This is a genomic window from Gordonia sp. NPDC062954, from assembly GCF_044543825.1.
Classification (GTDB): domain Bacteria; phylum Actinomycetota; class Actinomycetes; order Mycobacteriales; family Mycobacteriaceae; genus Gordonia; species Gordonia tangerina.
Genome location: NZ_JBITWL010000043.1, coordinates 1 through 22,923 on the forward strand (window position 1 = coordinate 1; position 22,923 = coordinate 22,923).

Sequence of the window (22,923 nt, forward strand, 5' to 3'; positions counted from 1 at the left end):
CGTAAACGACCGACGCGTCCTGGACATGTAGACATCCTCCCAGCAGGACCCTTCGTCCCGCTATCTCAGGTGTCCACTCAAACTGGGGAGGTTCACAGGAAGGGGCCGAAGTCGCGGCGGCACTGTCCGCAGGGGTGGCCTTGGGTGTCGGTGGGGTTGGCGCAGCCTGGGAGGGCGCAGCGGGGGAGCAGTTCGCCGGTGATGGTCACGATGTTTCCTCGAGGTGGCGGGTGTGAGCGTGGCCGGGGGCGGTGGGCCGCGACCGTGAAGGTTCGCGGCCCACCGCACAGCTGGTCTAGTCGAGTGGCACGTCGGCTGCCTGCTTGTCACCGGCGATGACCTGCTCGACGTCGGAGAGGGTGTAGCCGGTCACCTCCACGAGGAAGTGCAGGTAGCCAGCGCGGGCGCTGACCTGGCTGCCGCCGAGGTAGTGGCGGTCACCGACGTTGCGCCAGGCGTCTTTCCACATGTGCGCTTCCCGCGATGCCAGGGCGATGCCGAGTCCGATGATCTGGGCGCGGTCGGCGGTGGTGGCCTGCTCGATCAATTCGGCGGGGTCGCCGCCGAGGATCGTGGCCGCGATCTCGGCGGCGTTGCCCTGGCTGCTGTTCGCGCCGAACATGTCGTGATGGGCGCGCATCGCGGTCGCGATGAATTTCGCGACCGTCGGGGCGCTGCCCTTGGGCAGGGTCTTGCGGGCCAGCCATGCGGTCAGCTTCTCGATCCGCACCTCGCGGGCGGTGAGGCTGGCGGCGTTGAGGACCCGCACCCGGCGGCGTTCCTGCTTGCGTGCCTCCTTCTCAGCGGGGTCCTCCTCGGCGGGGGTGGTCGTGGCCGAGCTGGTCGCCGTGCTGCCGCTGTAGGTGCGGAAGCTCATCCCGAGGTCACGGAACTCGTTGACGTACCAGGTGGTTTCGATCGACCGGTTCTCGTGGCGGGTGAGGGCACGAGGGTCGTGCAATCCCTCGTCGGGCTGGGCGTCGGCGGGGGTGTCCTCCTCTGTGAGGTCCCAGTCGATCAGGTCCTCGTCGATGGTGTTGCCCTCGGCGTCGGTCCACCATTCGGTCACGTCGGCCCACACGTAGGCGAGGCGCTGGTCGGTTGGCACGTCGTCGACCTGTGCGGGCGTGCCGTCGGCGGTGACGAGGCGTTCCAGACGGGCGCGGGTGTGCCGGTAGTCGGGTTCGCGGGTGACGGTCTCGATGCCGTCGGCGGTGTAGATCGCGACCTGGGCCAGTACCTCGGCCCGCTGGTCGGCGTTGTCGGCCAACAGTTTGGCCTGATGCTCAAACACACCGGATGCGGCGGCGTCAAGGAGCCATTGCTGCGCTTCGGGGTCGTGGTCGTAGGCCGCGACGGTCGCGGACTGCTCCAACGTCAGCGCTGCGCCCCGCTCGATCAAATCCAGGGTCGTTTCGGACTTCGCCAGCGCGAGGGTGGCGTCCACGTCCTTCTTCTTCGTGCGAGTGGCCTTGGCGATCTTCGTCGCCGACATCCCGGCAAGCGCGAGTTGTTCGATTGCGGCCACGCGGTCACGGTTGCGGAGGCCTTCGCGCTCGAAACTGGCCAGCTGCTCCACGATTCGATCCACCGTCAGGGCCTTGTCGTCGGCGTCGGTCGCGACCGGGACCACGTAGACCGGAACGGTGGGAAGGGCGTTCTTACGCGCGGCCAGGGTCCGGCGCTGCCCGTCGCGCACCCGGACCTCGCCGTCGACCTCGACAGCGAGGATGGGTTGGCGCACGCCGTCGCGGATCGAATCGACGAACTCGGCGGTCAGGGTGGCCTCGGCCTCGGTGCGAATGTTGGTGTCGATGACCAGATCGGCCGGGTTGAGGTGGCGCAGCTCGCCCGTCGCGGTGACGGTCTCGGTGGTGGTGTTGTGTGTCATGGGGTTTCTCCCTTACTGTGGTGGGTGAGACCCCGGCCAGCTTGACCCTGGCCGGGTTTTCTTTTGTCCGCGTACCGGATTGCGACGCGGAAGCTTCTTTTACAGGTCGCCGATCTCTTCCCAGTGGGCGATCGCGTCGGCGGCGGCGAGGGCGGGGGACAGGTCGTTGTTGTATGCGTCTTTCCAGCCGAAATCGGGCAGGTCGCGGTGGCTGAATCCGTTGGTGCGTCTGCGGATTGCTCGGTCGACTCCGTACATCCACACGGCGAATTCGCGGTCGCCGTCGGCCTCGGTGAGGCGGTTCGGTTCGTGCTGGGCGATCTGGTCGGCGGCGGCGTCGACGTTGGCGGGGTCCTTGGTGGCGATCCAGGCGTTCATGTCGGTGGGTCCTTTCGGGTTGTTGTGCGGGTTAGTCGTGGGTGAAGGTGCGGCCTGCGCCGAGTTGGTCGATTCCGCAGCATTCGCAGAGCCAGTAGCCGGGTGGGTCGATGTCGTCGGCCTGGGTCAGGTAACCGTGATCGGCCATGAACGCCAGGACCTGGGCGGTGCTCTCGGTGTTGAGGGCGGTCATGTCTCCGTAGGCGACGGCGACCGCGCAGCTGTTGCACAGCTGGTAGGCGGTGGTGGTGGCGCTGGTCATGGTGACCCCTCCCGTTGTGAGTGCTGGTTTGCGTTTGCACTGGCCATCTCTTTGCCGGAGGGAGTGGGCTGCAAGGGAGGAAGTGAAAAAGTCATCCGGGCCGTAGGCCTGCAAACCCGTAGGGCGGGTTAGTTTTTCACGCCCTTGCGGGCCGCGAGTGGAGGTAAGAGAATGCGGCAGGGCAACGCAAACCAACTCAGCCCGAAGGGCTCAGGGCGCGGCGTAGCCGCTCCGATGAGGTGACGGCGCAGCCGGCAGACAAACCGCAACCGGTCGGGGCCGGCGACCTCGTCTCGGGAGGTCGGGCACACCGGACGCACAAGGCAGTCGGGGTGATTGTGCGGGAGCGACGCGGGCCGCGGTAGGGCTCGGTGTCGCGGCAGCACAACGTCGTCTTTGAAAGTGGGCGCATCTCGTGGCGCTCACGCCCTCGTGGTGGGTGCGGCGGCGGATGCCGAGTCGATCAGTACTGACGTAGAAGCCACGGCGGGTGGCCTCGAAGCTCAGTGCGGATACCTGGCCTACCCAGACTCCGATGAGATCGTGACACCGGACGGCAAAGGTCGCTTTAATTCGTTTCAGAATGGCTCATTTACCCCACAACTGGCGCACATCCTGTCAACGAACCTATTATGGACATTTGGGCGGATGCTGGATATGAAGCCGGAAAGTGGGGTTAGCCCATCGCCGCACCGGTCATCGACCGCATCAACAACAAGGTCTTTAGGGTCCTCTCCGAAATGCTCGGCCATCAGAGGTAGCGCGGTGGATCGACCGTAGGGTCGTCGTCGATGGTGTCGACGTGCGGGTCGGCGAGAATGTTGGTAACCGCAAGGGAGCTGGCACCGAAGGTGGCGAAGTGCGGGTTGACGTCTCTGACGACACTCCGTGCACGGTCCGCCGGCCAAACGAACGCCGGGATCGGCCAAGAAGACCCGAACGGCGCGCGGCGTGGTTGTCGTCCCACGCGGCCAGATCAGCCTCGCCTCGCACAGGTAGTACCGACGGACGCTATGCCGCCGCTGCTCGTTATTGATGTTGATCCTCACGGCACCGGTTCGCCCGCACAGGGTCTCGACATGACTGACCAACGGCCCTCGTGAATTAACCCCTGGCTCAGTGGGTGACCGGTAGTAGCACTCGTCGCGAGTGGTGGTGTGCTGCATTCGAGCGAAGTTCTGTACACCGCGAGAAGCGCCTGAGACAGTGAGCGGGTGAGCCCGTCGTGAACTCGCCCCGGCCGTGCATGGTCGGAAGAACGTGCTGAGCGTCGACGAACTCCAGCCAGGCGGGGGCGCCTAGGTGTCTGCGTTGCCGTTCTTCCATTGTGGCCACGGGATGTTCCAATCGCCGAGTCCATCAACTCCCGGCAGTGTGTCGGCGTTGGTGTTCTTGACCGTGACGGGGTCACCGCGCAGGGTGTTCTTCACGAGCCATTCCGCGTCAGTGGGACTCAGGTTTGGGCAACCGTTGCTGACGTTGCTGCTGCCTTGCGCCGACATCGACCACGGTGCGCCGTGCATGTAAATGCCGCTGTAGGACATTTGCACCGCCCATTGAACGGGTGTGCGGTATCCCGCTGCGGACTCGACAGGCACTCCGTAGGTGGACGAGTCCATGATGATGTGCTCGACGCGATCTCCGATCATGTAGATACCGCGGGGCGTCGGAGTGCTGTCTTTGCCGAACGAGGTCGGCATCGTGCGGATGACCTTGCCGTCTTGTTTGACGACTATCGTTTTGGTGTTGTCGTCGGCAACGATTTCCTGAGCTCGGCCAATCGTGAAGTCGTAGGACAAGTTCTCGTCGCCGTAGAGCCCGTCGCCGAGGTCGACTCCGTAAATGTTGACGGCGACACTGACTTTGGTGCCCGGCGTCCAGAAGCGTTCGGGCCTCCACCGGACTTCGGAGTCGCTGATCCAATAGAACGCACCCCGCATCTGGGGGTCAGACGACACGGTGATCGCCGCCTGTGCCTTCTTTCGGTCGGGGATGGGATCGGCGAACCGCACCCCGACTGTGTGGGCGATCCCGACGGTTTTCTCGCCGAGGATGGCAGCGCTGGTCAGTGACTCCGGTGAGGTCGTGGTGAAGCGCTGCGAGACGACCGATCGACCGCCCACGCCCACGGCCTCGGCTTGAACGGAATACCGCTTCGAATATCCCAGGGGTTGGGTGCTTGTCCACGTTGAGCCGTCCTCGCTCAGTGAGCCCGCCAAGGGACGGCCGCTGGCTGTGGGGATACGGACGTTTGTCAACGCGCCGCGGCTGGCCGTGACAACAATAGGAAGCCCAGGTTCGACAACCGCGTTGGGCGCGAGTCGACCGCCACCTTCGGTGGCCACAGCAATGGAAGGCTGTGCGATGTCGGCGAAGCTGTCAACGGCCTGAATCTCGTTGCTGTAGGCGGCGCCTCCGGTTGAGCTGCACGAGGTCAATAACATCACCACAGCCGTCAGGGCTGCGAGCATCAGCAGTCGCGGAATACCTGCCCGGACCGACCCGCGGCATCCACGAGCGCTCGAGCACTGCGGCTGCGCACCGTAAGCCGCCAAGAGATCACGTGGCTCTTCGATAGCTCGAGTCCTTCTTACGCGGCCCATCGATTGTGGCGAACCCTCTCACTCGGCGCCTGGACTAGGTTTACTATCCACGATAGTAGTTGAATGCTGTGCGCTCCTCTACCCGCTGCACAGCGCGAGAGAAGGTTCGAAACGTCTTCGTGGTGGGCGACCGCCGAGCGGTCACGTCGACCTCATTATTGCCGTGTGGCGACACCCCACAGGTAGTCCCCGCCGATGCGTGTTCGCCACCGCTCGCCGACGTCGAGGCCGTGGTGCGACAACTCTCGCGACACCTGCGGGACCACTCGTCCTCATACCTCCCGCGCGCCGATAAGGCGGGTCGTCCGACGACGTAGACTCCCCGGGTTCTCAACCACGGTGCAGGATCGAGTTTGGGTCCATCTTGCTGCCACACCTTGTAGTGCAGGTGTGGGCCGGTGGAGTAGCCGCGGTTTCCTACCGTTGCGATCTGCGCGCCGGCCAGGACTCGCTGCCAGACGCTCACCAGTGTCTCGCTGATGTGCCCATACACGCCGATCGTGCCGTCGTCTTGCAGCACTCGCATCCACAGCCCGAAGCCGGCGGCCTTCGATAACCGTCCCCGCCCAAGGCGATCTTTGAGGTCGCGGGTTCGGTGTGCTCACGCAGCTGTGACACGCGCAGCAAGTTCGTGGGGTAGTCGGGGCTGCTCGTCTCATCGATAACGACAGTGACGTCTTCGAAGACGTGGCGTTTCTGGGTGCCGTCAGGTGGTCGAGAGTGACCACCCAGGTCGGCCGGGTGCCACCGTCTGTCAGATCCTGCTCGTGGAGTGGGTGGAGTGGACGTGATCAAAAGCGCGTCCGGATCTGAGTCGCCTCCTTCCTTCGTTGCTCCACACGAGTCCGTTAGCTGAGCGTGTAGAGCAATTGTTCGTTTGCGGCGTATGCATTTTCGGCGTTTCTGGCGACCAGCGCGTTGACACTATTGATGGTGCTGCGTTGTTCCCAGTGTGTGCCGTCTGGGCTGCGCCAGACGGTGTCGGCGGTGTCGATGCCCCAGAGCGTGCCATCGGGTGCGGCCGCCAGGAGAGCTAGGGCCGGCGCATCGGGAACGGTTGTGAAGGTCTGGGCGTCGTCGGTGCTGTGTTGCAGGCCATCTGGGGTAGTCGCCCATACGCCGCGGTCGGTGATCGCGAGTGCTGCTGCGGCCAGGGGCGCGCCGGGGGTCCAGCTTCTCCCGTCATCGGTCGATACGAGCAGGCCGTTGATTCCGTCGAAGCCTACGAGTAGTTGTCCGTTGGTGGCGAGCGCGTGGAAGTCGATGTCGCCGGCCACCGATCTCGGTGTCCATGTCTGCCCGCCATCTTCGCTGGCGACGAGTCCCAGCGGGTTGGGTGCCGAGCTCCGCGGGCCGGGATGGCCGGAGGCGAAGATCCGATCAGAGCCGGTTACCCCGGCCAGTCCCATGAAGTCGTCGTCGGAGACGCCGACCCGGCTGGTGGTTCCATCTGCGGTGAGGGCGATTACGCCGGTGTGAGTTCCGGCGAGGATAGTGCCGTCGGCGCGGATGTGCAGGGCGTGGAGGTGGTCGAGTTCTGGGGTCAGTGTTGCGCTCTCTGCTGAGGTTGCCGACGGTGGTGGGGATGTGGGTTGTTCCCGGGTGGAGCAGCCGGTTAGCACAATCAGCGTGGCGATGACTGCGAGGACGACCGCAGCGGTGCGGTTGGACGGGTTTGAGGCAGGCAAGCGGCTAGGACTTTCGTGTGGGTAGGACTGAGTTCGGGCGTGGGTGGTGTGGTGATCGGGGTGGTGGCGAGACCGGGTAGGAGCCGCCCTAACCCTCTGGGGGTGTCGTGGTCACGACTTCTGGATGGGGGTGGAAGGCTGTGAAGGCTTTTGGCCGCAATGCTTTTGGAGGACGAGGGAGATGAGGACGTTGCCGAGGTGGTGACGTGCCCCGGAGAGGTCGCCGATCGCAGCGAGGTGGCGGACGAGACCGATGTGTGCGGCGAGGTGGCGGCGTCGGTTCGAGGTGACGCTGAGGTGGTGGGCGCGGTGGAAAAACTGGTGGGTCGAGTATGGCGTGGGTGCTCGGTAGACGTCTCGCATGGCATGCAGATACTGACGACGGTGGTCGTCGGGGGGCGAGTGCGTCTCCTTCGGGTTCTCGGTCACGGCGCATTCCTCGGACTGGTACGCGCAGGCCGGGTCAACCCGCGTCAACTAACTACTATAAAACCTAGTAATTGGCGGCGCGGTCGGTGCCTGAGTTGCGGCGTCACCGACGAACTTCTGGGGCATACTGGCTGGTGGTGCAGGTGGTGGGTCGCCGGGAAGGTGTGTTGAGTGTGGGTCTCAGCGAGCTGACGGCGGGGCGTCGAGGATCGAGGCGAACGATGGGTGAGCATCCATGAGTGCAGCGGTGGTGTTAGTTGTTGCCGCGGGTGTGCTGGGCTGGTTGTGGCCTCGATGGATGGTTCGGGTGCAGGGCCGTATCGATGCTCGTTGGGTGTTGGTGGCCTGGCCGGCCGCGCAGGTCGTGTTTGCGATGTTGTGGGTGGGAGCTGTTGTGACGCTGGCGGTTCCCGGCCATTTCGGCATCCATTCGTTGTCCGAGGTGGTGTCGTGTCTGCGGGTGTTGTCACACGGCGCATCCCCGCGGGTGGAGGCGATCTCCGGTGGCGTGCTGGCGGTGGTGACCGGGGCAGCGATTGTCCGAGCGGTGACGATCGCGGTGCGATCGGCGGTGCGGATGCGTGGTGCTCGTGAGGAGTATCTGCAGTCGTTGCGGTTGGTGGGCGCCCGCAGTGAGCGCTATCCCGACGTGTGGTGGCTCGCCGACGGGCGGCCGATGGCGTTTTGTCTGCCGGGTAAGGATGCCGGGATCGCCGCCACGACTGGGTTACAGGCGGCGTTGTCCGGTGAGGAACTCGATGCCGTCGTTGCCCATGAGCGCGCGCACCGGCGGCAACGTCATCACACCGTGGTGTTGGCGGCCCGCGCTCTCGGGCGTGCGTTTCCGCTGATTCCGTTGTTCAGCCGCGCGGGCCGTGAGGTCGCCGGCTTGGTCGAGCAAGCCGCCGATGCCCGCGCCGCCCAGCTGGTGGGTGCGCGGGCGGTCTGCTCGGCGTTGGGAACGTTGGCCCGTTCGGGGCCCGTGGCGGGCCCGGTGGGTGTGTTGTCGATCAGCGATTCGTCGTCCGTGGGGCCGCGGCTGAGCCGCTTGGACTCCGGTCACCGGTGCCGGTCGCGGCGTCATCATGTGGGTGCCGCCGCGGCGGTGGCTGGTGTGGTGGCGGTACCGACCACGCTGGCGGCATCCGGTGTCGTCGCGGCGATGGTGATCGCGATGTGTGTGTAGCCGAGGCAAACCCGGGCGGGTCGGGCCGCTAGGGGTTGTTGAGAAGCTGCTGCATCCTGGCGATTTCACTTTCCTGGTCAGTGACGATCTGGCGTGCCAGCGCGATCGCCTCGGGCGATTGGCCGTCTTGAATCTCGGTCTTGGCCATGGCGATGGCGCCGCGGTGGTGTTCGATCATCTGGGTCAGGAACAGGCGCGACGCCTCGGCGCCTTGCGCGTCGCGTAGCTGCTGCATCTGTTCTGGCGACATCATGCCCATCATCGACGGCATCGGGGAGGTACCCGGTGCCATCGAGGTACCTATGTCCATGTTGTGCCCCTGGCCCTCGAGTGGGGCTCCCCATTGCTTCAGCCACGACTGCATCTGCTCGATCTCGGGCTGCTGAGCGTCTTTGATCTGCTGGGCCAGACTGACGACCTGGGGGTTGATGTTATCCTTCTCCAACAGGATGTCGCTCATCATGATCGCCTGGGTGTGGTGCGGGATCATCTGCTGGGCGAACGAGATGTCCGCGCTGTTGTGTTCGGCAGAGGCCGCCGCTGACGATTCGGTACTGACCGTGCTGGTACCCATCCCCGACATCGAGGAATGATCCTCAGTCGAGGTGTCCGAACACGCGGCCACCACTGTCAGAACAGCCGCCGCGGCAGCAACGACGACACCGGTTCGTGTGACTCTCATCGATCTCCTCCTCAAGAGTGATACTTCGCCACCGCCCGGCGGCGCTTCGATAACAATTCTACTAACACCGATAGTAGTTAGTCGCCTGCCCGGCACCCACAAAACGGGCGGTGAACTGCGCAAACAAAGCCGCTAATGCCTGATTAGTTCGCTTCGTAGTGGAGCCGCGTGTGACTGGTGGGGCACAAGTGACTTGTGGTGTGATCTCGCGGGTACACGCATGGCACTCGTGCGTGGGTCTACGACGTCCGCGGGAAAGGTCCGACCGCATGCAGATGGTGTTGACATCGCTACGGGTCAAGGCGGGGCAGCAGTGGGGCCCCAAAGCGCTGGGGGTGGCAGCGGCGGTGTGCGTGGGCGTTGCGCCTGTGATTGCCACCGCACCGGCGGCGGCCTCAACCGATGGACATGTGGCCGGGGAGCTGATCGCGATCGTGCAGGACTCGGTGAAGGCCGCTTTGGGTGGTGCCGCGGCGGCGAATTTGGGGAAGCCGATCACGCAGACGGCGTCCTGCCTGGGCGCTCAGGCCCAGTCGGGCAGCGTCGGCGATGCGGGCAGTGCAGCCGCACTGCAGTGCTTCGGCACGTTTTCGCTCATTGATCCGATAGACGGGTTCCGGATCATCGACGCGTTACCGCTGGCTCGGCTGGTAGCCACCCTGATCGCCGCAATCGTGCCGCACGATCCGAACGAGCCGCATGGCCCCCAGCCGCAGGAACCCGGAACGCCGACACCGCTGCTGCCCGGTAGTGGCGGTGCGGTGGCGCCGACTGCGGGCGAGATCACGTCCACCTTCGGTGACGGACGGGGCCATCAGGGCATTGATATCGGCAATGATCTGGGCGCGCCCATTGTCGCGGTAGCTGACGGGGAGGTCATCACCTCCGGACCTGCCGAGGGGTTCGGGTTGTGGATGCGGATCCGGCACGATGACGGCACGATCACCACCTACGGCCACAACGACGAGAATCTGCTCGAGCAGGGCGCGCGAGTACGGATGGGCCAATCGATCGCCACGGTGGGCAACCGTGGGGTCTCGACCGGCCCGCATCTGCATTTCGAGGTTCTCGACCCGACGGGAGTCAACGTCGATCCGGCACAGTGGCTGGCCGATCGTGGGGTGGTTCTGGCGATGGCCGCTGATGCCGACGCCCGCGCGCCGGGGCCGGTGGTGCCGCAGTGGGTCGGCGAACGACGCCTGTGACGAGCCAGCGCGGTGTGGTGGGTCAGGAACGAACGAGGCGAGCGATGGCCGCCGAGGCTTCAGCGATCTTCTCCTGTGCCTCGTCGCCGCCGGAGTGGGCGGCATCGAGCACGCAGTGGGTGAGGTGGTCGTCGAGCAAGCCCAGCGCGACCCCCTCCAGTGCCTTGGTCAGCGCCGAGATCTGGGTCAGGATGTCGATGCAGTACTGCTCCTCGTCGACCATCCGGTGGATACCTCGGGATTGGCCTTCGATGCGCTTGAGGCGGGCCAGGTATTTGCCCTTATCGCTGATGTAACCGTGGGAAGAGTGTTCCGAGGCAGAGGATTCTTCCGGGGTGGAGGATTGTCCCGGTGCGGACGCAGCGGTCATGGACTCACCTTCTCAATGGATCTCGGTCGGTTGTGCTGCAGTCCACGCACTGTACTCGCGCCTGGCTGCAGGTCGAGTCGGCGTAACAGTTGCGCGTTGAGTGCGACCACGACCGTCGAGGCTGACATCAGAATCGCTCCGACCGACATCGGCAGGACGAACCCGATGGGCGCGAGAATTCCGGCGGCCAGCGGTACAGAGATCAGGTTGTATCCCGCTGCCCACCACAGGTTCTGCTTCATTTTTCGGTAGCTGGCGTCCGACAGCTCGATGACCGACAGCACCGAGCGGGGGTCGTCGCTGGCGAGGATGACCCCGGCCGAGGCGATCGCGACGTCGGTGCCGGCCCCGATCGCGATGCCCACATCGGCCTGGGCCAGGGCGGGGGCGTCGTTGACGCCGTCGCCCACCATCGCCACCTTGCGGCCTTCGTGCTGCAGTTCGGCCACCTTGCTGGCTTTGTCTTCCGGCCGTACACCGGCGAACACCCGATCGATACCGAGGTCGTGAGCGACGGTGTGCGCCACTGCTTCGGCGTCGCCGGTAATCATCACAACCTCGACCCCGCGGGCGTGCAGCACCTCGACGGCTTGGCGGGATTCCCCGCGCACCTCATCAGCAAGTTTGAGAGCTCCAATCAGCTCAGTGTCGCGGGTGACATGCAGGATGATTGCGCCGTCGGCGCGCCAGCGATCAGCGATGGCCAGTTCCTGATGGCCCTGTTCCTCGAGCATGCGGGGCCCGCCCACCCGCACTGTGGCGCCCTCGACGCGAGCGGTCACACCGACCGCCGGTGACGAGGTGAAGTCGGTGGCCGCCGGCACCGGCCGCGCGCGGTCTCCGGCAGCTGCGACAATCGCTCGCGCCAACGGGTGCTCACTGTCGGCTTCGGCGCTGGCGGCCAGGGCGAGCACGGTGTCCTCATCGACGCCGTCGGCGGCCGCGATCTCGATGACCGTGGGCTCACCCTTGGTCAGGGTTCCGGTCTTGTCGAACAGCACCGCATCCACAGTGCGCATGGCCTCAAGTGCCGACCGGTCTTTAACCAGCACGCCGCCGCGGGCGGCGCGTTCGGTGGCAATGGCCACCACCAGGGGGATAGCCAAGCCGAGTGCGTGCGGGCAGGCGATGACCAGCACGGTGATGGTTCGAATCACCGCCTGGTCGGGTTGGCCGATGACCGTCCACACGATGGCGGTGATGATCGCTGAGCCGAGCGCGAACCAGAACAGCAGCGCTGCAGCGGAATCGGCCAGCCGCTGGGCGCGGGAGGTGGAGTTCTGCGCGTCTGCCACCAGGCGCTGAATCCCGGCCAGCGCCGTGTCATCGCCGGTGGCGGTGATCTGGACCCGCAGCCCCGAGTCGGTGGCCACCGTGCCGGCCACCACCTGATCGCCGATGCCGCGGCGCACCGTGCGCGATTCTCCGGTGACCATGGATTCATCGAGCTCGGCCGAGCCGTCTACGACGCGACCGTCGGCCGGCACGCTGGCCCCCGGGCGCACGATCACCACATCTCCGACCTGCAGCTCACTGGGAGCAACCGTGGTGATCTGGTCGCCATCGACGCGTTCGGCCTCATCGGGCAGCAGCGCGGCCAGCGAGTCCAGGGCCGAGGTCGTCTGGGCCAGCGACCGCATCTCGATCCAATGCCCCAACAGCATGATCACGATGAGCAGCGCCAGTTCCCACCAGAAGTCCAGTTCGTGGTGCAACACACCGATGCTCGCACCCCAGGACGCCACGAAGGCCACCGTGATCGCCAAGGCGATCAACAGCATCATTCCCGGTGCACGCGACCGCAGTTCTGAATAGGCGCCTACCAGGAACGGCCGCCCACCCCAGCAGTACATCACCGTACCCAGCACCGGTGAGACCCACTTCAACACTTCACCATCGGGTAGGTCATAGCCGATGAGCATCGCGAACATGGGCGAAAAGGCCACGACCGGCACAGCCAGGGCCAGCATGATCCAGAACAGCCGCCGGAACTGCCCGACGTGATCACCATGCCCCCCATGCCCAGCGTGATCATGGTCTGCGCGGGCGCGCTCAGCATGGTGATCGTGGTGGTTGTGTGACGCTGCGGCGAGTTGGCCGTGGTGGCGTTCATCGGCGGCGTCGTGACCGACGTGCTCAGGGGAAGAGTGCTCGTTCATGCCGCTACCTTATACCCCTGGGGGGTATATGTCGAGGGGTTGGTGGGTGGAACTGTGGACGATGAGTGGGGCGGGCTGGTGAAGGCGCGCAGCCGCAGGCTGTTGCTGACGACGAACACGCTGGACAACGCCATGGCGGCCCCAGCCAGCATGGGGTTGAGCAGTCCCAGCGCGGCCAGCGGTATCGCGGCGACGTTGTAGGCGAATGCCCAGAACAGGTTCATTTTGATCGTTTTCAGAGTGGTGCGTGCCAAGGCGATCGCGTCGGCGGCAGCGTTGAGGTCGCCGCGGACCAGGGTGATGTCAGCGGCATGCATGGCGGCGTCGGTGCCGGTGCCCATCGCCAGCCCGAGATCGGCGTGGGCCAGGGCAGCGGCGTCGTTGACGCCGTCGCCGATCATGGCCACAACCTTGCCGTCGGATTGCAGGTCGGTGATGACGGCGGCTTTGTCGGCCGGCAAGACGTTAGCGATGACGGTGTCGATACCGACCTCAGCGGCCACGGCATCGGCGACGGTCTGGTTGTCGCCGGTCAACAGGATGGGCGTCATACCCAGTGCGGCGAGCCGGGCGATGGCGTGTGCGCTGGTGGGTTTGATCGCATCGGCGACCGCCAGGACCGCATGGGCGCGGCCGTCCCAGGCGACGAGTACGGCGGTCTGTCCGGCTTCTTCGGCGGCGGCTTGCGCCTCGTTGAGGTGAGGGTCATACACGGCGATGCCGTGTTCGGCCAGCAGCGTCGGACGCCCGACGGTGACCACACGTCCCTGGACCAGACCGCGCACGCCTCGACCTTCGAAGTTGCGGAAGTCGTCGACCTCGTCGAGCGGCCCGACTTCGGCGGCTGCACCAGCAGCGATGGCGGCCGCGACGGGGTGCTCGGAGGCATTCTCCACCGCCCCCGCGAGGGCGAGCACGTCTTCGCGAGTGGTGGAGGGAGCAGTGGTGACCTGGACGAGTGTCATCTGTCCCGTGGTGACCGTGCCGGTTTTGTCGAGGACAACGGTGTCGACGGTTCGGGTGGATTCCAGGACTTCGGGGCCTTTGATCACGATGCCGAGTTGGGCTCCGCGGCCGGTACCGACCAGAAGTGCGGTCGGGGTGGCCAGTCCCAGAGCGCAGGGGCAGGCGATGATCAGCACAGCGACCGCGGCGGTGAACGCCGCTTGCAGGGGATAGCCGGCGCCGATCCACGCGCCGAGGACAGCGATGGCGACGGCGATGACCACCGGCACGAAGACACTTGAGATCCGGTCGGCCAGTCGCTGGGCGTGGGCTTTGCCGGTCTGGGCGCGTTCGACCATCGCGGCCATTTGCGCGAGTTGGGTGTCCGCTCCCACGCGGGTCGCCCGCACCCGCAGGTGCCCGCCGGCGTTGACCGTTCCGCCGGTCACGGTGTCGGCGGGGGCAACCTGGACTGGCATCGACTCGCCGGTGACCATGCTGGCGTCAACTGCCGAGGTGCCAGACACCACCACACCGTCGCTGGCGATCTTCTCGCCGGGCCGCACAATGAACTCGTCGTCGACGGCGAGCTCGCCGATCGGTATCCGATGCTGGTGGCCGTCCCTGACCACCGTGACGTCTTTGGCGCCCAGCTCCAACAAGGCCCGCAACGCCGCACCGGCTTGCCGTTTGGACCGCTTCTCGAAGTATCGGCCGGCCAGGACGAACATCGTGACCCCCGCGGCGACCTCGAGGTAGATGTTGCCTGCACCGTCAGAGGCGCCGACCGTCAAGGTGAATCCGTGGGTCATGCCTGGTTGTCCGGCGGTGCCGAAGAACAACGCATACAACGACCACAACAGCGCCGCGGTGGTGCCGACCGAGATCAGGGTGTCCATCGTGGCCGCGCCGTGGCGCAGGTTGAGCAACGCGGCGCGATGAAACGGCCAGGCCGCCCACACGATCACCGGCGCGGCCAACGTCAACGACGCCCACTGCCAGTAGGTGAACTGCAACGTCGGGACCATTGCCAGCGCGATCACCGGTACCGAGAGAACCACCGCACCGATCAGTCGGTGACGCAAGGCCACGAGCTCCCCGTCGTCGTCCGAAGGGTCGTCGTCGGGGTCGGCGCCTGTGGGAATGGCGGGCAGCGCAGCGCGGTACCCGGCCTGTTCGATGGTCTCGATCAGCAGGTGGGGGTCGACACCGGCGCGTGCGCTGACGTGAGCTTTTTCGGTGGCGTAGTTCACCGAGGCGCTCACTCCGTCGAGTTTGTTCAGTGTGCGTTCGATGCGTGCCGCGCACGAGGCACACGTCATGCCCGACACGGCGAGTTCGACATCGACGGTGCCTGTCTGCTCGGCGGTGGCCGCAGGTGGGTGGATCGGAGCTGAGGTGGTCATGGGGAAGTTCCTCGAAGGGTGAGCGCCTCGGCGCAGTGCCTCGGTGCAGTGGCCCCGGGGTGGCGCTGGTTAGCGAGTTAGTGTCCGGCGTGCGGATCGGCCGAGGGGGCCGTGGAGTTGGTTGTCGGGGCCGGGGCGCCGGTGGGGGCGTCGAGAACGAAGGTGGCGGTGTGCACAGCGCCGTCGACCTGGAAGTCGAGGTAGAGCAGATAGCGGCCCGGGGTGGGGGCGGTGGTGGCGAAGCGGACCTGTGGTCCCGCGAGTTGACCGGCGGTCGGTGCCGCGCCCTCAGGGTGAACATGCAGGTAGGCCAGGTCGCCCTGACGCAGAGCCACCAAGTGACCGAAAGCGCCCAGATACGGCTGCAAGGTAGTGACCGGTTGTCCTGCTCGCCGCACGGTGACGGTCAATTCGGACTCGGCTCCCGCGCGCAGGTGCCCGGCCAGCTCGATGTCGAACCCGTCGACGGATGACTGTCGTGATTCGGCGGCGGCTGGGGCCGGCTGGTAGTCACCGCTGACTTCGACGGTGCTGGTCAGGGTGAGGGGTTGACCGGTGGCGGCGGGCACGAAGTCGGCATAGATCCGGTAGCTGCCTCCCGTCGCCCACTGCCAGGGCAGCGACCAGCGCCCTTCGGGCGAGAGAGTGGGGTGCACGTGTCGAAAGTAGGCGCCATCCGCGCGGACGACGATCAGGTGCAGCTGCTTGTCGTGCTCGGTGGCGAAGTCGGTGACCGCGGCCCCGGCGGCGTCGAGGATCTCAAAGCTCAGCGGTGCTTGCATCCCGGGCGCATGGGGTGCCACCACATTTCCCAGGATGAAGCCGCCTGCTGCCAGCGAAACCCCGCGAACCTGATCGGCACCGGGGGACGCAGATGATGACGGTTGGGCAGTGTGGCCGACATGGGTGGACTCGGCCGACGACGGTCGTGGCCGATCGGGTGCGACACCCGCGGCGATGGCATAGGCCGCGGCGAAAACTATCAGCAGAGCCGCAGCGAAGACGCCGAGCTTGGTTGGAACATTCATCGCTGGATTCCTGTCATCGGTGGTGGCGACACACACGCCGCCCGGAGAAGGGCTGAAGTCGCCAGTGGGCAGACACTTCAGCCCCTCATCGGCTACTGCGCCAGGTGGTAGCCGGCCTCTTCGACCGCGACGCGGATCGCGTCGGGCTCGATCGGGGCCGAGCTGGAGATGGTGACTTGCCCGCTGGCCACGTCGACCTCGACGTCGGTCACGCCGGCCAGTGCTCCGACTTCTTCACGCACCGACGACGCGCAGTGCCCACACGTCATTCCGGAGACGATCACTGTCGATGTGCTCATGAGATGTGCCCTTTCGGTACAGCAGTGGTGCCGACGACCCTCAGGAGGCCTGTCGCTGTGGCGTCTCGCCACACCACCTTTATACCCTACCCCCCTAGGGTAATCAATGGGTGGAGGTGGGTTGAGCTTCGGTGGGGGCGGAGACGCTGAGCCATCCGCGGCGGTGCAACATCAACAGGGCGGACGCCGCCGCTATGCCGGTGAGGACCAAAGCGATCCACACCAGTTCGGGCATGTCGCGGGTGGTGGCCGCGCTGAACAGCCACCCGGTCGCGGCATTGCCGAGCAGAATCCCGATCCCGACGATGGTGTTGTAGAGCCCGTAGTGGGTGGCGACAAGCGTGCCGCGGGCCAGTCCCACCACAGTGTCCATTTCGAATGGGAACACTGCTGCGGTGGCGGCGGCGAGCAGGGCTGCGGTGAGTAGCAGTGCGGCGATGTTGAGGGCGATGTTGCGCTGATGCGTTGCGGCGCTGGCGACTAGGGGCAGGAAAGCTGCAGCCATCAGTGTCATTCCCACGCTCAGGCTGCCGGTACTGCCCCAGCGGTTGCCGAACCATGCGGTGATGCGTAGCTGTCCGGCGATGGCCACCAGACCGGTCACCACAAACATTGCGGTGACAATGCTGGTGGCGAGGGTGGGGTTGTCCGCTATGCGGTCGGCGTGCAGGGGCAGCGCGAGGTAGACCTGAAAGGACAGCACATACGAGCTGGCCATCGCCACAGCGAAGAGCAGGAATCGCCGGTTACGTACGACGCTGCGCCAGTCCTGAATGATCGAGGTGTTGCTTGGGGCTGGTGTTGTTGCGGGTAGCGCTTTGATCTGCACGAGGGTCAGGACCGCGAAAACTGCTGCCGCACACAGGGAGGTGAGCCGAAAATCCAAAGCGGTCAACGCCAGTCCGACCAGCGGCCCGAGCAGGATGCCGGCCTGGTAGAAGACGTTGAACACGGCGAATGCTTCGATGCGACGTTCACCGGCGTCGGCGGCCAGGTAGGCGCGGACGGCGGGGTTGAACAGCGCCCCGGCGAATCCCGTTGCCGCCGAGGCGATCAGGATCGCGGGCAGCGAACTGGCCAGGGCCAGTAGGATGAATCCGATGACCCGCATCAGGCATCCGGCGATGATGAGCGGTTTGTACCCCCAGCGGTCAGCGAGTGTTCCCCCGATCAGGAACATGCCCTGCTGGGAGAAGTTGCGTATCCCCAGGACCAGGCCCACTGCCCATGCCGCCAGGGCCAGCGGGCCGGCGAGATAGGCGGCGAGATAGGGCATGAGCATGTAGAAGCCGAGGTTGATGGTGAACTGGTTGACCATCAGCACTTGGCTGGGGCGATCGAAGCTGCGGAAACTGCGGTAGAGGCGTCGCATAGGTCAGCTCGTGGGCTCGGTGTGCGGCATGTGAGTGGGGTCGATGATGGTGGGGCACCGGGTCCAGCTACTCGCGACCTGGGTCAGCGGATCGTTGATGGTGTGGGGGGCAGTGGGCGCTGGGGCGTCCATCAGGTCGTGAGCTTGGCAGTACTCGTCGTTGTAGATGGTTCCGTAGTAGCGGGCGGGGCCATCGGGGAAGACCGCCGCGATGCGCGTATCGGCCGAACGAGTGCGAGCCAGCCAGCCCGAGACCAGGGCCACCGCGCCCACGCTCCAGCCGCCGGTGGCGTACTGCGTGGCGGCCAGGGTGCGGCATGCCCAGACTGCTTCGGCCGGCGCCACCCAGTGCACCTCACTGAACTGGTCGTAGGCGACGTTGCGGGGGTAGATGCTCGAGCCGAGTCCCCGCATGATCCGTGACTGTGCGGGCTGGCCGAAGATCGTCGAGCCGATGGTGTCTACGCCCACGACTTCCAGCTCAGGGTTGAACTGCCGCAGAGTATGAGCCACACCGGCTGAGTGCCCACCGGTGCCCACCGAACACACCAGGACATCGATATGGCGCAGCTGCGCGATCAGCTCCACACCCAGTGAGCTGTAACCGGTCACGTTGTCGGGGTTGGAATACTGGTCGGGACACCACGCAGCCTCGTCGAGTGCGAGCAGGGCGCGCACACGGTCGCGGCGGGCTTGTTGCCAACCCCCGACCGGGTGGGGCTCGCTGACGACATCGACCCGGGCGCCGTAGGCGGCGAGCATTTGCCGCAGGATCGGTTCCAGTCCGGGGTCGGTCACCAAGGTCACCGGATGACCGAACACAATGCCCGCTAGCGCTAACCCCAATCCCAGTGTGCCGCTCGTTGATTCGATGATCTGCGCCCCCGGGGCCAGCTCGCCGCGGGCGCGGGCGCGTTCGACCATGTGCAGCGCCGGCCGGTCTTTCATGCCACCGGGGTTGAAGCCCTCCAGCTTGGCCCAGAAACCGTGCCCGTGCTCGGCAAAGGGTTCTTCGATCCGCAGTACCGGGGTGCCGCCGACCAGCTGACGACTCAGCCCAGCACGGCGCGATGTGGCCTCGGCAGGGAAGGTGGTGGCGAATGGATCACTGGTGGTGAGGCTGTAGGAGACAGTCACACGGGCATCCTCTGCATCGATGGACAGGATGTCGCCGGGCCGAAAGCAGATCAACAGTGTGAGAGGGAACTGGGACATATCGTTCGGCGCGGCGACACCGCCACCTTGCCCACTCAACCTCAAGGCTGATCGGCGGTCGGGATCAAGATCTGCTCAAGAATGCCCGCGGGGTTGGATGGTCGTGTAAACCACCGCCACCATAGGGACGTGCCTCATGACCGCGTCATCGTCGACGACGACCTTCGTGGGCCGGCGGCCCGACCACCGCACGGGCTACACGCGCTGGTCATCGAAGATGAGCCTGACATCGCCGAGGTTGTCGCCGACTACCTGCAGCGCAGCGGATTTGTGGTCACCATCGCCCACGACGGCCAAGAGGGGATCGCCGCCGCACGCACGGTGAGTCCTGCGGTAGTCATCCTCGATCTGGGTTTGCCCTCGATCGACGGCGTCGAGGTGTGTCGGCAGTTACGCACCTTCACCGACGCCTACATCGTGATGGTCACCGCCCGCGCCGACGAGGTCGACACCATCATCGGTCTCGCGGTTGGAGCCGACGACTACCTCACCAAACCGTTTCGTCCTCGTGAGCTGATGGCGCGCATCGACGCCATGCTGCGCCGTCCGCGCCCGACCTCGGCGGTAGACACAGCACACCCGCGGACACTGGGGGAGCTGACCCTGGACCCACAAGGCCGTGAAGTGCGGGTAGAAGACACACTCGTGGAACTGACCCGCACCGAATTCGACGTTCTGGAAGCCCTGAGCCGACGGCCCGGTGTGGTGTTCAGTCGAGAACAACTGCTCACCGAAATCTGGGGACCCAACTGGGTCGGCGATGCCCACGTTGTCGAAGTTCATATCGCCAGCCTGCGCCGCAAACTCGGCGACAGCGCCGCGGCCGGTCGATTCATCCGTACCGTGCGCGGCGTGGGCTACCGGATGGGTGACGGCCAACCTCGAGGAGACAGCCATGAACGGTGATCGACGACGGGCACGTATCCCGGGCAGCTTCGGCTCCCGGTTGATGCTGGCCCAGGCCATCGTGATCGGCGGCGGCGGCATCAGCGTCGCGATCGTGGCACTGTTCGTCGCGCCGCACACCTTCCACGATCACCTCGGCCAGTCCAGCCTCGAACCGGGATCAGCACAGGCCGAACACGTCGAGGCCGCATTCACCTTCTCCATCGTCGTCTCGATGACCGCAGCCCTGGTCACCTCGACGATCCTGGCCACGGCCGTCAGCTGGTTCCTGGCTCGCCGCGTACAACAGTCAGTCGCCAGCGTCGCGCGCTCGGCTGTGGCGATCGGCGCAGGCAACTACCGCACCCGTGTTCCCGATCGCCAGCTCGGCACTGAGTTCACCCAGCTCAGCCGAGCCATCAACCAGCTGGCACAACGTTTGAACTCCCAGGAAGACATCCGCAAGCGGATGCTGTCAGACCTCGCCCACGAACTGCGCACCCCGTTGACCACCATCGGCGCGATCACCGACGCCCTCGAGGACGGTGTCCGCGCGCCCGACTCCCACACCTTCGACGTCGTGCGCACCGCCACCACCCGGTTGCAGCGCCTCGCCGAGGACATCGCGACCGTATCCAGCGCCGACGAGCACCAGATGCCATTGCAACCCTCGACGATCACTGTCAACGAACTGCTCATCGCGACCTACGAAGAAGCCGCCGAGCTGTTCACCGACGCCGGCGTCACGCTGGGCATCGTCACCACCGCCGCGCGCGTACACATCGATGTCGATGCCGAACGAATGAGCCAAGTACTGCTCAATCTGCTCACTAACGCGCTGCGACACAGCTCCCCGGGCCAGCGGGTCGTAGTGAAAGCCGACACCGCCCCGGCACACGCGGTGCGCATCAGCGTCGTCGACTGCGGGGACGGGATTCCCGCTCAACACCTTCCACACATCTTTGACCGCTTCTACCGCACCGACTCCTCACGGACCCGAGACGCCGGCGGCAGCGGTATCGGACTCACCATCGCCCGCTCCATCGTCGAAGACCATGGGGGCACCTTGCTCGCCGAAAGCCTGGGAACCGGGCACGGAGCCACCTTCACCATCACGTTGCCGACCACAACACGACGTCACATCCACCGCAGCACCCCTGGAACCGAATTCTCCGCAGCCATCGAACACCGCCCGCCTCGCGGCGCTGCCGATGCGCTCCAACGGGACCGAGCTACTAACTGAGGTAGTCCGTCGTAAGATTGACCCGCATCTAGAGATGGTGGGTGAAAATGACTGGGCTGGGTTCGCTGGAACGCGCAGTGATGGACGTGCTGTGGTCGGCCGGTGCGGCGATGTCGGTGCACGACCTAGTCGAGGAACTCCACGACCGCGAACCGGCCTACACCACAGTGCTCACCGTCGTCACCAACCTGCACAAAAAAGGGTTCGTCGGTCGAGAAAAAGTCAGCCGCGCCTACCGGTACTTCCCCATGCAGACCCGCGAGGAGGCCACCTCACGCACCTTGCGTCAGGTCCTCGACGCCAGCGGAGACTCCGCGGCAGTACTGATGCACTTCGCCCAGACCGTGACACCCGCCGAGCGGGAAGTGCTCAGCGAATACCTCAGCCGCAAACCTCGCCACACCCGCGGCGGCGGCACCAAAGCCTAAGCCACAGAAACGTTCCAAGAGTCGAAATCCCGGCCCGACTACTCAACCGGCGCGCGCCCCTTGACTGCGGGAAGTAGATGCGCCGCCAGCGCACCGGCCACACCCGCAGCGAAGGCCGCAGCACTCAGCGCCGACACCCAGTCGTGCACATCCACCGCGGTCAGCATCCGCAGCTCGACCTGATCACCGCGCCCGACTCCTGACGGGTCGGATGGCACGAGATCCGACGTTCGGAGCAGCATCACCAGCCAGAACGCGGCAACCGCCTCAAACATCACCACGGCAAGGCCCACCGCACGAGAGATCGTACGGGCAGGACCGCGCGGGCCGAACCGATCCGTACGCGGCACCTCGACACCGTCAGTCATGCCCACCACCTCCTCCGCACACTCGCATCACGCCCCACTTCTACTAACCACCTTCGTATTTTGTGGGAATCGGGCGTGGGCGCCGGGAACGAGGGCGTCGAAGCCATCACCGCGGGAGGCCGGCCGGGCCAGGCGGAAGACTATCGCGGCCACCAGACCGAAGATCGCGATCACACTGCCTGTGCGGGACCACCTCGGGGTTCGATTGAGCTCCGATCGCCGACGAGAAATCGCCCTGGGGAGCAACCACCATCACGCCGACGGCCGCACTCACGGCCACCGCACACGAAACAAGCGCCCGCCACGCCTCCCCACCTCGATCCGGCTGGCGGGCAGCGGCGACACCACACGCTACGACCGCACCGAACAGTCCCAGGAGTGTCCCTTGGGCCACAATGTTTGCGATCACCACGCCTCCAACAGCCAACCTTGAAACTATGCTAGATAGTAGTTTAGGTGGGCTGGAGGGCGCTGACGGAGGGGGAGTAGCTCTATCTTCTTCGTCGGTGGGACCGCCGCCTGCATCGATGAGTTGGTCCTCGCCCCCGATTTGGAAGCCTGGGACATCGAACTCGACCACGAATCATGGCTCACGACGCGTTCAACCCGCTGCCACCCGCTACGCGCTGACTTCGTTCCTAGCCCGTCCTACCTCACGATCAACGTTTTTGCGACGTCTCCCCGCGGAGCTGTGACGGCTACGGTTAAGCAATGTCGTCGACTGGGGCTCCCCCGAAAAAGTGGACACGGTTAGCTTGATTGCTGACTTGTCAGTGATGTGACCTCGAAGTCGATAGGCGAGATCATCCCCAGCGAGCTGTGCCTCCTGTCATGATTGTAGAATCGGATGTAATTGTCAAGTCCTGCAGTAAGATTCGCGT

At 65.5% G+C, this 22,923-nt stretch carries 21 protein-coding genes and 2 pseudogenes; 6 read left to right on the top strand and 17 right to left on the bottom strand.

Features of this window, described 5'->3' with window-relative positions; genetic code table 11:
- Positions 1 to 295: 295 nt before the first annotated feature.
- From ACIGKQ_RS24250 to ACIGKQ_RS24260, 3 genes are all read right to left on the bottom strand, one after another.
- Positions 296 to 1,891 (bottom strand): ParB/Srx family N-terminal domain-containing protein, encoded by a 1,596-nt coding sequence (locus tag ACIGKQ_RS24250; protein ID WP_182155036.1) that lies wholly within the window; start codon positions 1,889 to 1,891, stop codon positions 296 to 298.
- A gap of 99 nt (positions 1,892 to 1,990) precedes the next feature.
- The gene (locus ACIGKQ_RS24255; protein WP_068970855.1) at positions 1,991 to 2,269 is read right to left on the bottom strand and encodes a hypothetical protein; all 279 of its coding nucleotides are present in this window, start codon (positions 2,267 to 2,269) and stop codon (positions 1,991 to 1,993) included.
- 31 nt (positions 2,270 to 2,300) lie between these two features.
- The gene (locus ACIGKQ_RS24260; RefSeq protein ID WP_068970854.1) at positions 2,301 to 2,531 is read right to left on the bottom strand and encodes a hypothetical protein; all 231 of its coding nucleotides are present in this window, start codon (positions 2,529 to 2,531) and stop codon (positions 2,301 to 2,303) included.
- Positions 2,532 to 2,966: 435 nt separating this feature from the next.
- On the opposite strand from ACIGKQ_RS24260, the pseudogene ACIGKQ_RS24265 reads away from it, so the two are divergent.
- A pseudogene (locus ACIGKQ_RS24265) lies at positions 2,967 to 3,211 on the top strand (hypothetical protein).
- A gap of 618 nt (positions 3,212 to 3,829) precedes the next feature.
- Here ACIGKQ_RS24265 and ACIGKQ_RS24270 read toward each other — a convergent pair.
- From ACIGKQ_RS24270 to ACIGKQ_RS24285, 4 genes and pseudogenes are all read right to left on the bottom strand, one after another.
- On the bottom strand, positions 3,830 to 5,002 hold the full coding sequence (locus ACIGKQ_RS24270) for an Ig-like domain-containing protein (RefSeq protein ID WP_266063720.1): 1,173 nt from the start codon (positions 5,000 to 5,002) through the stop codon (positions 3,830 to 3,832).
- A gap of 436 nt (positions 5,003 to 5,438) precedes the next feature.
- Positions 5,439 to 5,681, bottom strand: a pseudogene (locus tag ACIGKQ_RS24275) (M23 family metallopeptidase); the annotation flags it as partial.
- 301 nt (positions 5,682 to 5,982) lie between these two features.
- Positions 5,983 to 6,822: a F510_1955 family glycosylhydrolase gene (locus ACIGKQ_RS24280; protein WP_035718240.1), complete on the bottom strand. Its 840-nt coding sequence runs from the start codon at positions 6,820 to 6,822 to the stop codon at positions 5,983 to 5,985.
- 111 nt (positions 6,823 to 6,933) lie between these two features.
- Positions 6,934 to 7,251 (bottom strand): hypothetical protein, encoded by a 318-nt coding sequence (locus ACIGKQ_RS24285; RefSeq protein WP_010844644.1) that lies wholly within the window; start codon positions 7,249 to 7,251, stop codon positions 6,934 to 6,936.
- 235 nt (positions 7,252 to 7,486) lie between these two features.
- On the opposite strand from ACIGKQ_RS24285, the gene ACIGKQ_RS24290 reads away from it, so the two are divergent.
- Entirely contained in the window at positions 7,487 to 8,437 is a 951-nt protein-coding gene (locus tag ACIGKQ_RS24290; protein WP_006357618.1) for a M56 family metallopeptidase, read from the top strand.
- A gap of 28 nt (positions 8,438 to 8,465) precedes the next feature.
- Here the strand turns inward: ACIGKQ_RS24290 and ACIGKQ_RS24295 are convergent, their stop codons facing one another.
- Positions 8,466 to 9,119 (bottom strand): DUF305 domain-containing protein, encoded by a 654-nt coding sequence (locus tag ACIGKQ_RS24295; protein WP_396575108.1) that lies wholly within the window; start codon positions 9,117 to 9,119, stop codon positions 8,466 to 8,468.
- 269 nt (positions 9,120 to 9,388) lie between these two features.
- On the opposite strand from ACIGKQ_RS24295, the gene ACIGKQ_RS24300 reads away from it, so the two are divergent.
- Positions 9,389 to 10,324, top strand: a complete 936-nt coding sequence (locus ACIGKQ_RS24300; protein WP_159372045.1) for a M23 family metallopeptidase — start codon at positions 9,389 to 9,391, stop codon at positions 10,322 to 10,324.
- Positions 10,325 to 10,346: 22 nt separating this feature from the next.
- Here ACIGKQ_RS24300 and ACIGKQ_RS24305 read toward each other — a convergent pair whose 3' ends face one another.
- From ACIGKQ_RS24305 to ACIGKQ_RS24335, 7 genes are all read right to left on the bottom strand, one after another.
- Positions 10,347 to 10,694, bottom strand: coding sequence for a metal-sensitive transcriptional regulator (locus ACIGKQ_RS24305; RefSeq protein WP_137809389.1), 348 nt, complete (start codon positions 10,692 to 10,694; stop codon positions 10,347 to 10,349).
- Entirely contained in the window at positions 10,691 to 12,853 is a 2,163-nt protein-coding gene (locus ACIGKQ_RS24310) for a copper-translocating P-type ATPase (RefSeq protein WP_266063722.1), read from the bottom strand. The genes ACIGKQ_RS24305 and ACIGKQ_RS24310 overlap by 4 nt, the downstream gene beginning before the upstream one ends.
- Positions 12,850 to 15,204 carry a heavy metal translocating P-type ATPase gene (locus tag ACIGKQ_RS24315; protein ID WP_396575109.1) on the bottom strand — a complete coding sequence of 785 codons (2,355 nt, stop codon included), beginning with the start codon at positions 15,202 to 15,204 and terminating at the stop codon, positions 12,850 to 12,852. The genes ACIGKQ_RS24310 and ACIGKQ_RS24315 overlap by 4 nt, the downstream gene beginning before the upstream one ends.
- Before the next feature lie 77 nt (positions 15,205 to 15,281).
- Complete coding sequence (locus tag ACIGKQ_RS24320) at positions 15,282 to 16,232, bottom strand: hypothetical protein (RefSeq protein WP_006357624.1); 951 nt, start codon at positions 16,230 to 16,232, stop codon at positions 15,282 to 15,284.
- Between the two features lie 92 nt (positions 16,233 to 16,324).
- Positions 16,325 to 16,531, bottom strand: a complete 207-nt coding sequence (locus tag ACIGKQ_RS24325; RefSeq protein ID WP_006438347.1) for a heavy-metal-associated domain-containing protein — start codon at positions 16,529 to 16,531, stop codon at positions 16,325 to 16,327.
- Positions 16,532 to 16,634: 103 nt separating this feature from the next.
- A complete protein-coding gene (locus ACIGKQ_RS24330) occupies positions 16,635 to 17,903 on the bottom strand; it encodes an MFS transporter (protein ID WP_006357626.1) in 1,269 nt (422 codons plus the stop codon).
- Between the two features lie 3 nt (positions 17,904 to 17,906).
- Positions 17,907 to 19,040: a PLP-dependent cysteine synthase family protein gene (locus ACIGKQ_RS24335; protein WP_035718250.1), complete on the bottom strand. Its 1,134-nt coding sequence runs from the start codon at positions 19,038 to 19,040 to the stop codon at positions 17,907 to 17,909.
- A gap of 207 nt (positions 19,041 to 19,247) precedes the next feature.
- Here ACIGKQ_RS24335 and ACIGKQ_RS24340 point away from each other — a divergent pair, with 207 nt between their 5' ends.
- Genes ACIGKQ_RS24340 through ACIGKQ_RS24350 form a run of 3 tightly spaced genes read left to right on the top strand, consistent with a single transcriptional unit; the run spans position 19,248 to position 21,674 of the window.
- The gene (locus tag ACIGKQ_RS24340) at positions 19,248 to 20,024 is read left to right on the top strand and encodes a response regulator transcription factor (protein WP_082653036.1); all 777 of its coding nucleotides are present in this window, start codon (positions 19,248 to 19,250) and stop codon (positions 20,022 to 20,024) included.
- On the top strand, positions 20,014 to 21,246 hold the full coding sequence (locus ACIGKQ_RS24345) for a cell wall metabolism sensor histidine kinase WalK (RefSeq protein ID WP_006438349.1): 1,233 nt from the start codon (positions 20,014 to 20,016) through the stop codon (positions 21,244 to 21,246). The genes ACIGKQ_RS24340 and ACIGKQ_RS24345 overlap by 11 nt, the downstream gene beginning before the upstream one ends.
- Positions 21,247 to 21,293: 47 nt before the next feature.
- Positions 21,294 to 21,674, top strand: a complete 381-nt coding sequence (locus ACIGKQ_RS24350; RefSeq protein WP_006438350.1) for a BlaI/MecI/CopY family transcriptional regulator — start codon at positions 21,294 to 21,296, stop codon at positions 21,672 to 21,674.
- A gap of 38 nt (positions 21,675 to 21,712) precedes the next feature.
- Here ACIGKQ_RS24350 and ACIGKQ_RS24355 read toward each other — a convergent pair whose 3' ends face one another.
- Positions 21,713 to 22,042 carry a hypothetical protein gene (locus tag ACIGKQ_RS24355; RefSeq protein WP_006438351.1) on the bottom strand — a complete coding sequence of 110 codons (330 nt, stop codon included), beginning with the start codon at positions 22,040 to 22,042 and terminating at the stop codon, positions 21,713 to 21,715.
- 750 nt (positions 22,043 to 22,792) lie between these two features.
- A partial coding sequence (locus ACIGKQ_RS24360) for an IS3 family transposase (RefSeq protein WP_396575110.1) occupies positions 22,793 to 22,923 on the bottom strand: 131 nt, incomplete at its 5' end.

Bases quoted from the DNA above. Each gene is read 5' to 3' on its own strand.
- ACIGKQ_RS24250 (WP_182155036.1), bottom strand. From the start codon at position 1,891: ATGACACACAACACCACCACCGAGACCGTCACCGCGACGGGCGAGCTG.
- ACIGKQ_RS24255 (WP_068970855.1), bottom strand. From the start codon at position 2,269: ATGAACGCCTGGATCGCCACCAAGGACCCCGCCAACGTCGACGCCGCC.
- ACIGKQ_RS24260 (WP_068970854.1), bottom strand. From the start codon at position 2,531: ATGACCAGCGCCACCACCACCGCCTACCAGCTGTGCAACAGCTGCGCG.
- ACIGKQ_RS24270 (WP_266063720.1), bottom strand. From the start codon at position 5,002: ATGCTCGCAGCCCTGACGGCTGTGGTGATGTTATTGACCTCGTGCAGC.
- ACIGKQ_RS24290 (WP_006357618.1), top strand. From the start codon at position 7,487: ATGAGTGCAGCGGTGGTGTTAGTTGTTGCCGCGGGTGTGCTGGGCTGG.
- ACIGKQ_RS24295 (WP_396575108.1), bottom strand. From the start codon at position 9,119: ATGAGAGTCACACGAACCGGTGTCGTCGTTGCTGCCGCGGCGGCTGTT.
- ACIGKQ_RS24300 (WP_159372045.1), top strand. From the start codon at position 9,389: ATGCAGATGGTGTTGACATCGCTACGGGTCAAGGCGGGGCAGCAGTGG.
- ACIGKQ_RS24305 (WP_137809389.1), bottom strand. From the start codon at position 10,694: ATGACCGCTGCGTCCGCACCGGGACAATCCTCCACCCCGGAAGAATCC.
- ACIGKQ_RS24310 (WP_266063722.1), bottom strand. From the start codon at position 12,853: ATGAACGAGCACTCTTCCCCTGAGCACGTCGGTCACGACGCCGCCGAT.
- ACIGKQ_RS24315 (WP_396575109.1), bottom strand. From the start codon at position 15,204: ATGACCACCTCAGCTCCGATCCACCCACCTGCGGCCACCGCCGAGCAG.
- ACIGKQ_RS24320 (WP_006357624.1), bottom strand. From the start codon at position 16,232: ATGAATGTTCCAACCAAGCTCGGCGTCTTCGCTGCGGCTCTGCTGATA.
- ACIGKQ_RS24325 (WP_006438347.1), bottom strand. From the start codon at position 16,531: ATGAGCACATCGACAGTGATCGTCTCCGGAATGACGTGTGGGCACTGC.
- ACIGKQ_RS24330 (WP_006357626.1), bottom strand. From the start codon at position 17,903: ATGCGACGCCTCTACCGCAGTTTCCGCAGCTTCGATCGCCCCAGCCAA.
- ACIGKQ_RS24345 (WP_006438349.1), top strand. From the start codon at position 20,014: ATGAACGGTGATCGACGACGGGCACGTATCCCGGGCAGCTTCGGCTCC.
- ACIGKQ_RS24350 (WP_006438350.1), top strand. From the start codon at position 21,294: ATGACTGGGCTGGGTTCGCTGGAACGCGCAGTGATGGACGTGCTGTGG.
- ACIGKQ_RS24355 (WP_006438351.1), bottom strand. From the start codon at position 22,042: ATGACTGACGGTGTCGAGGTGCCGCGTACGGATCGGTTCGGCCCGCGC.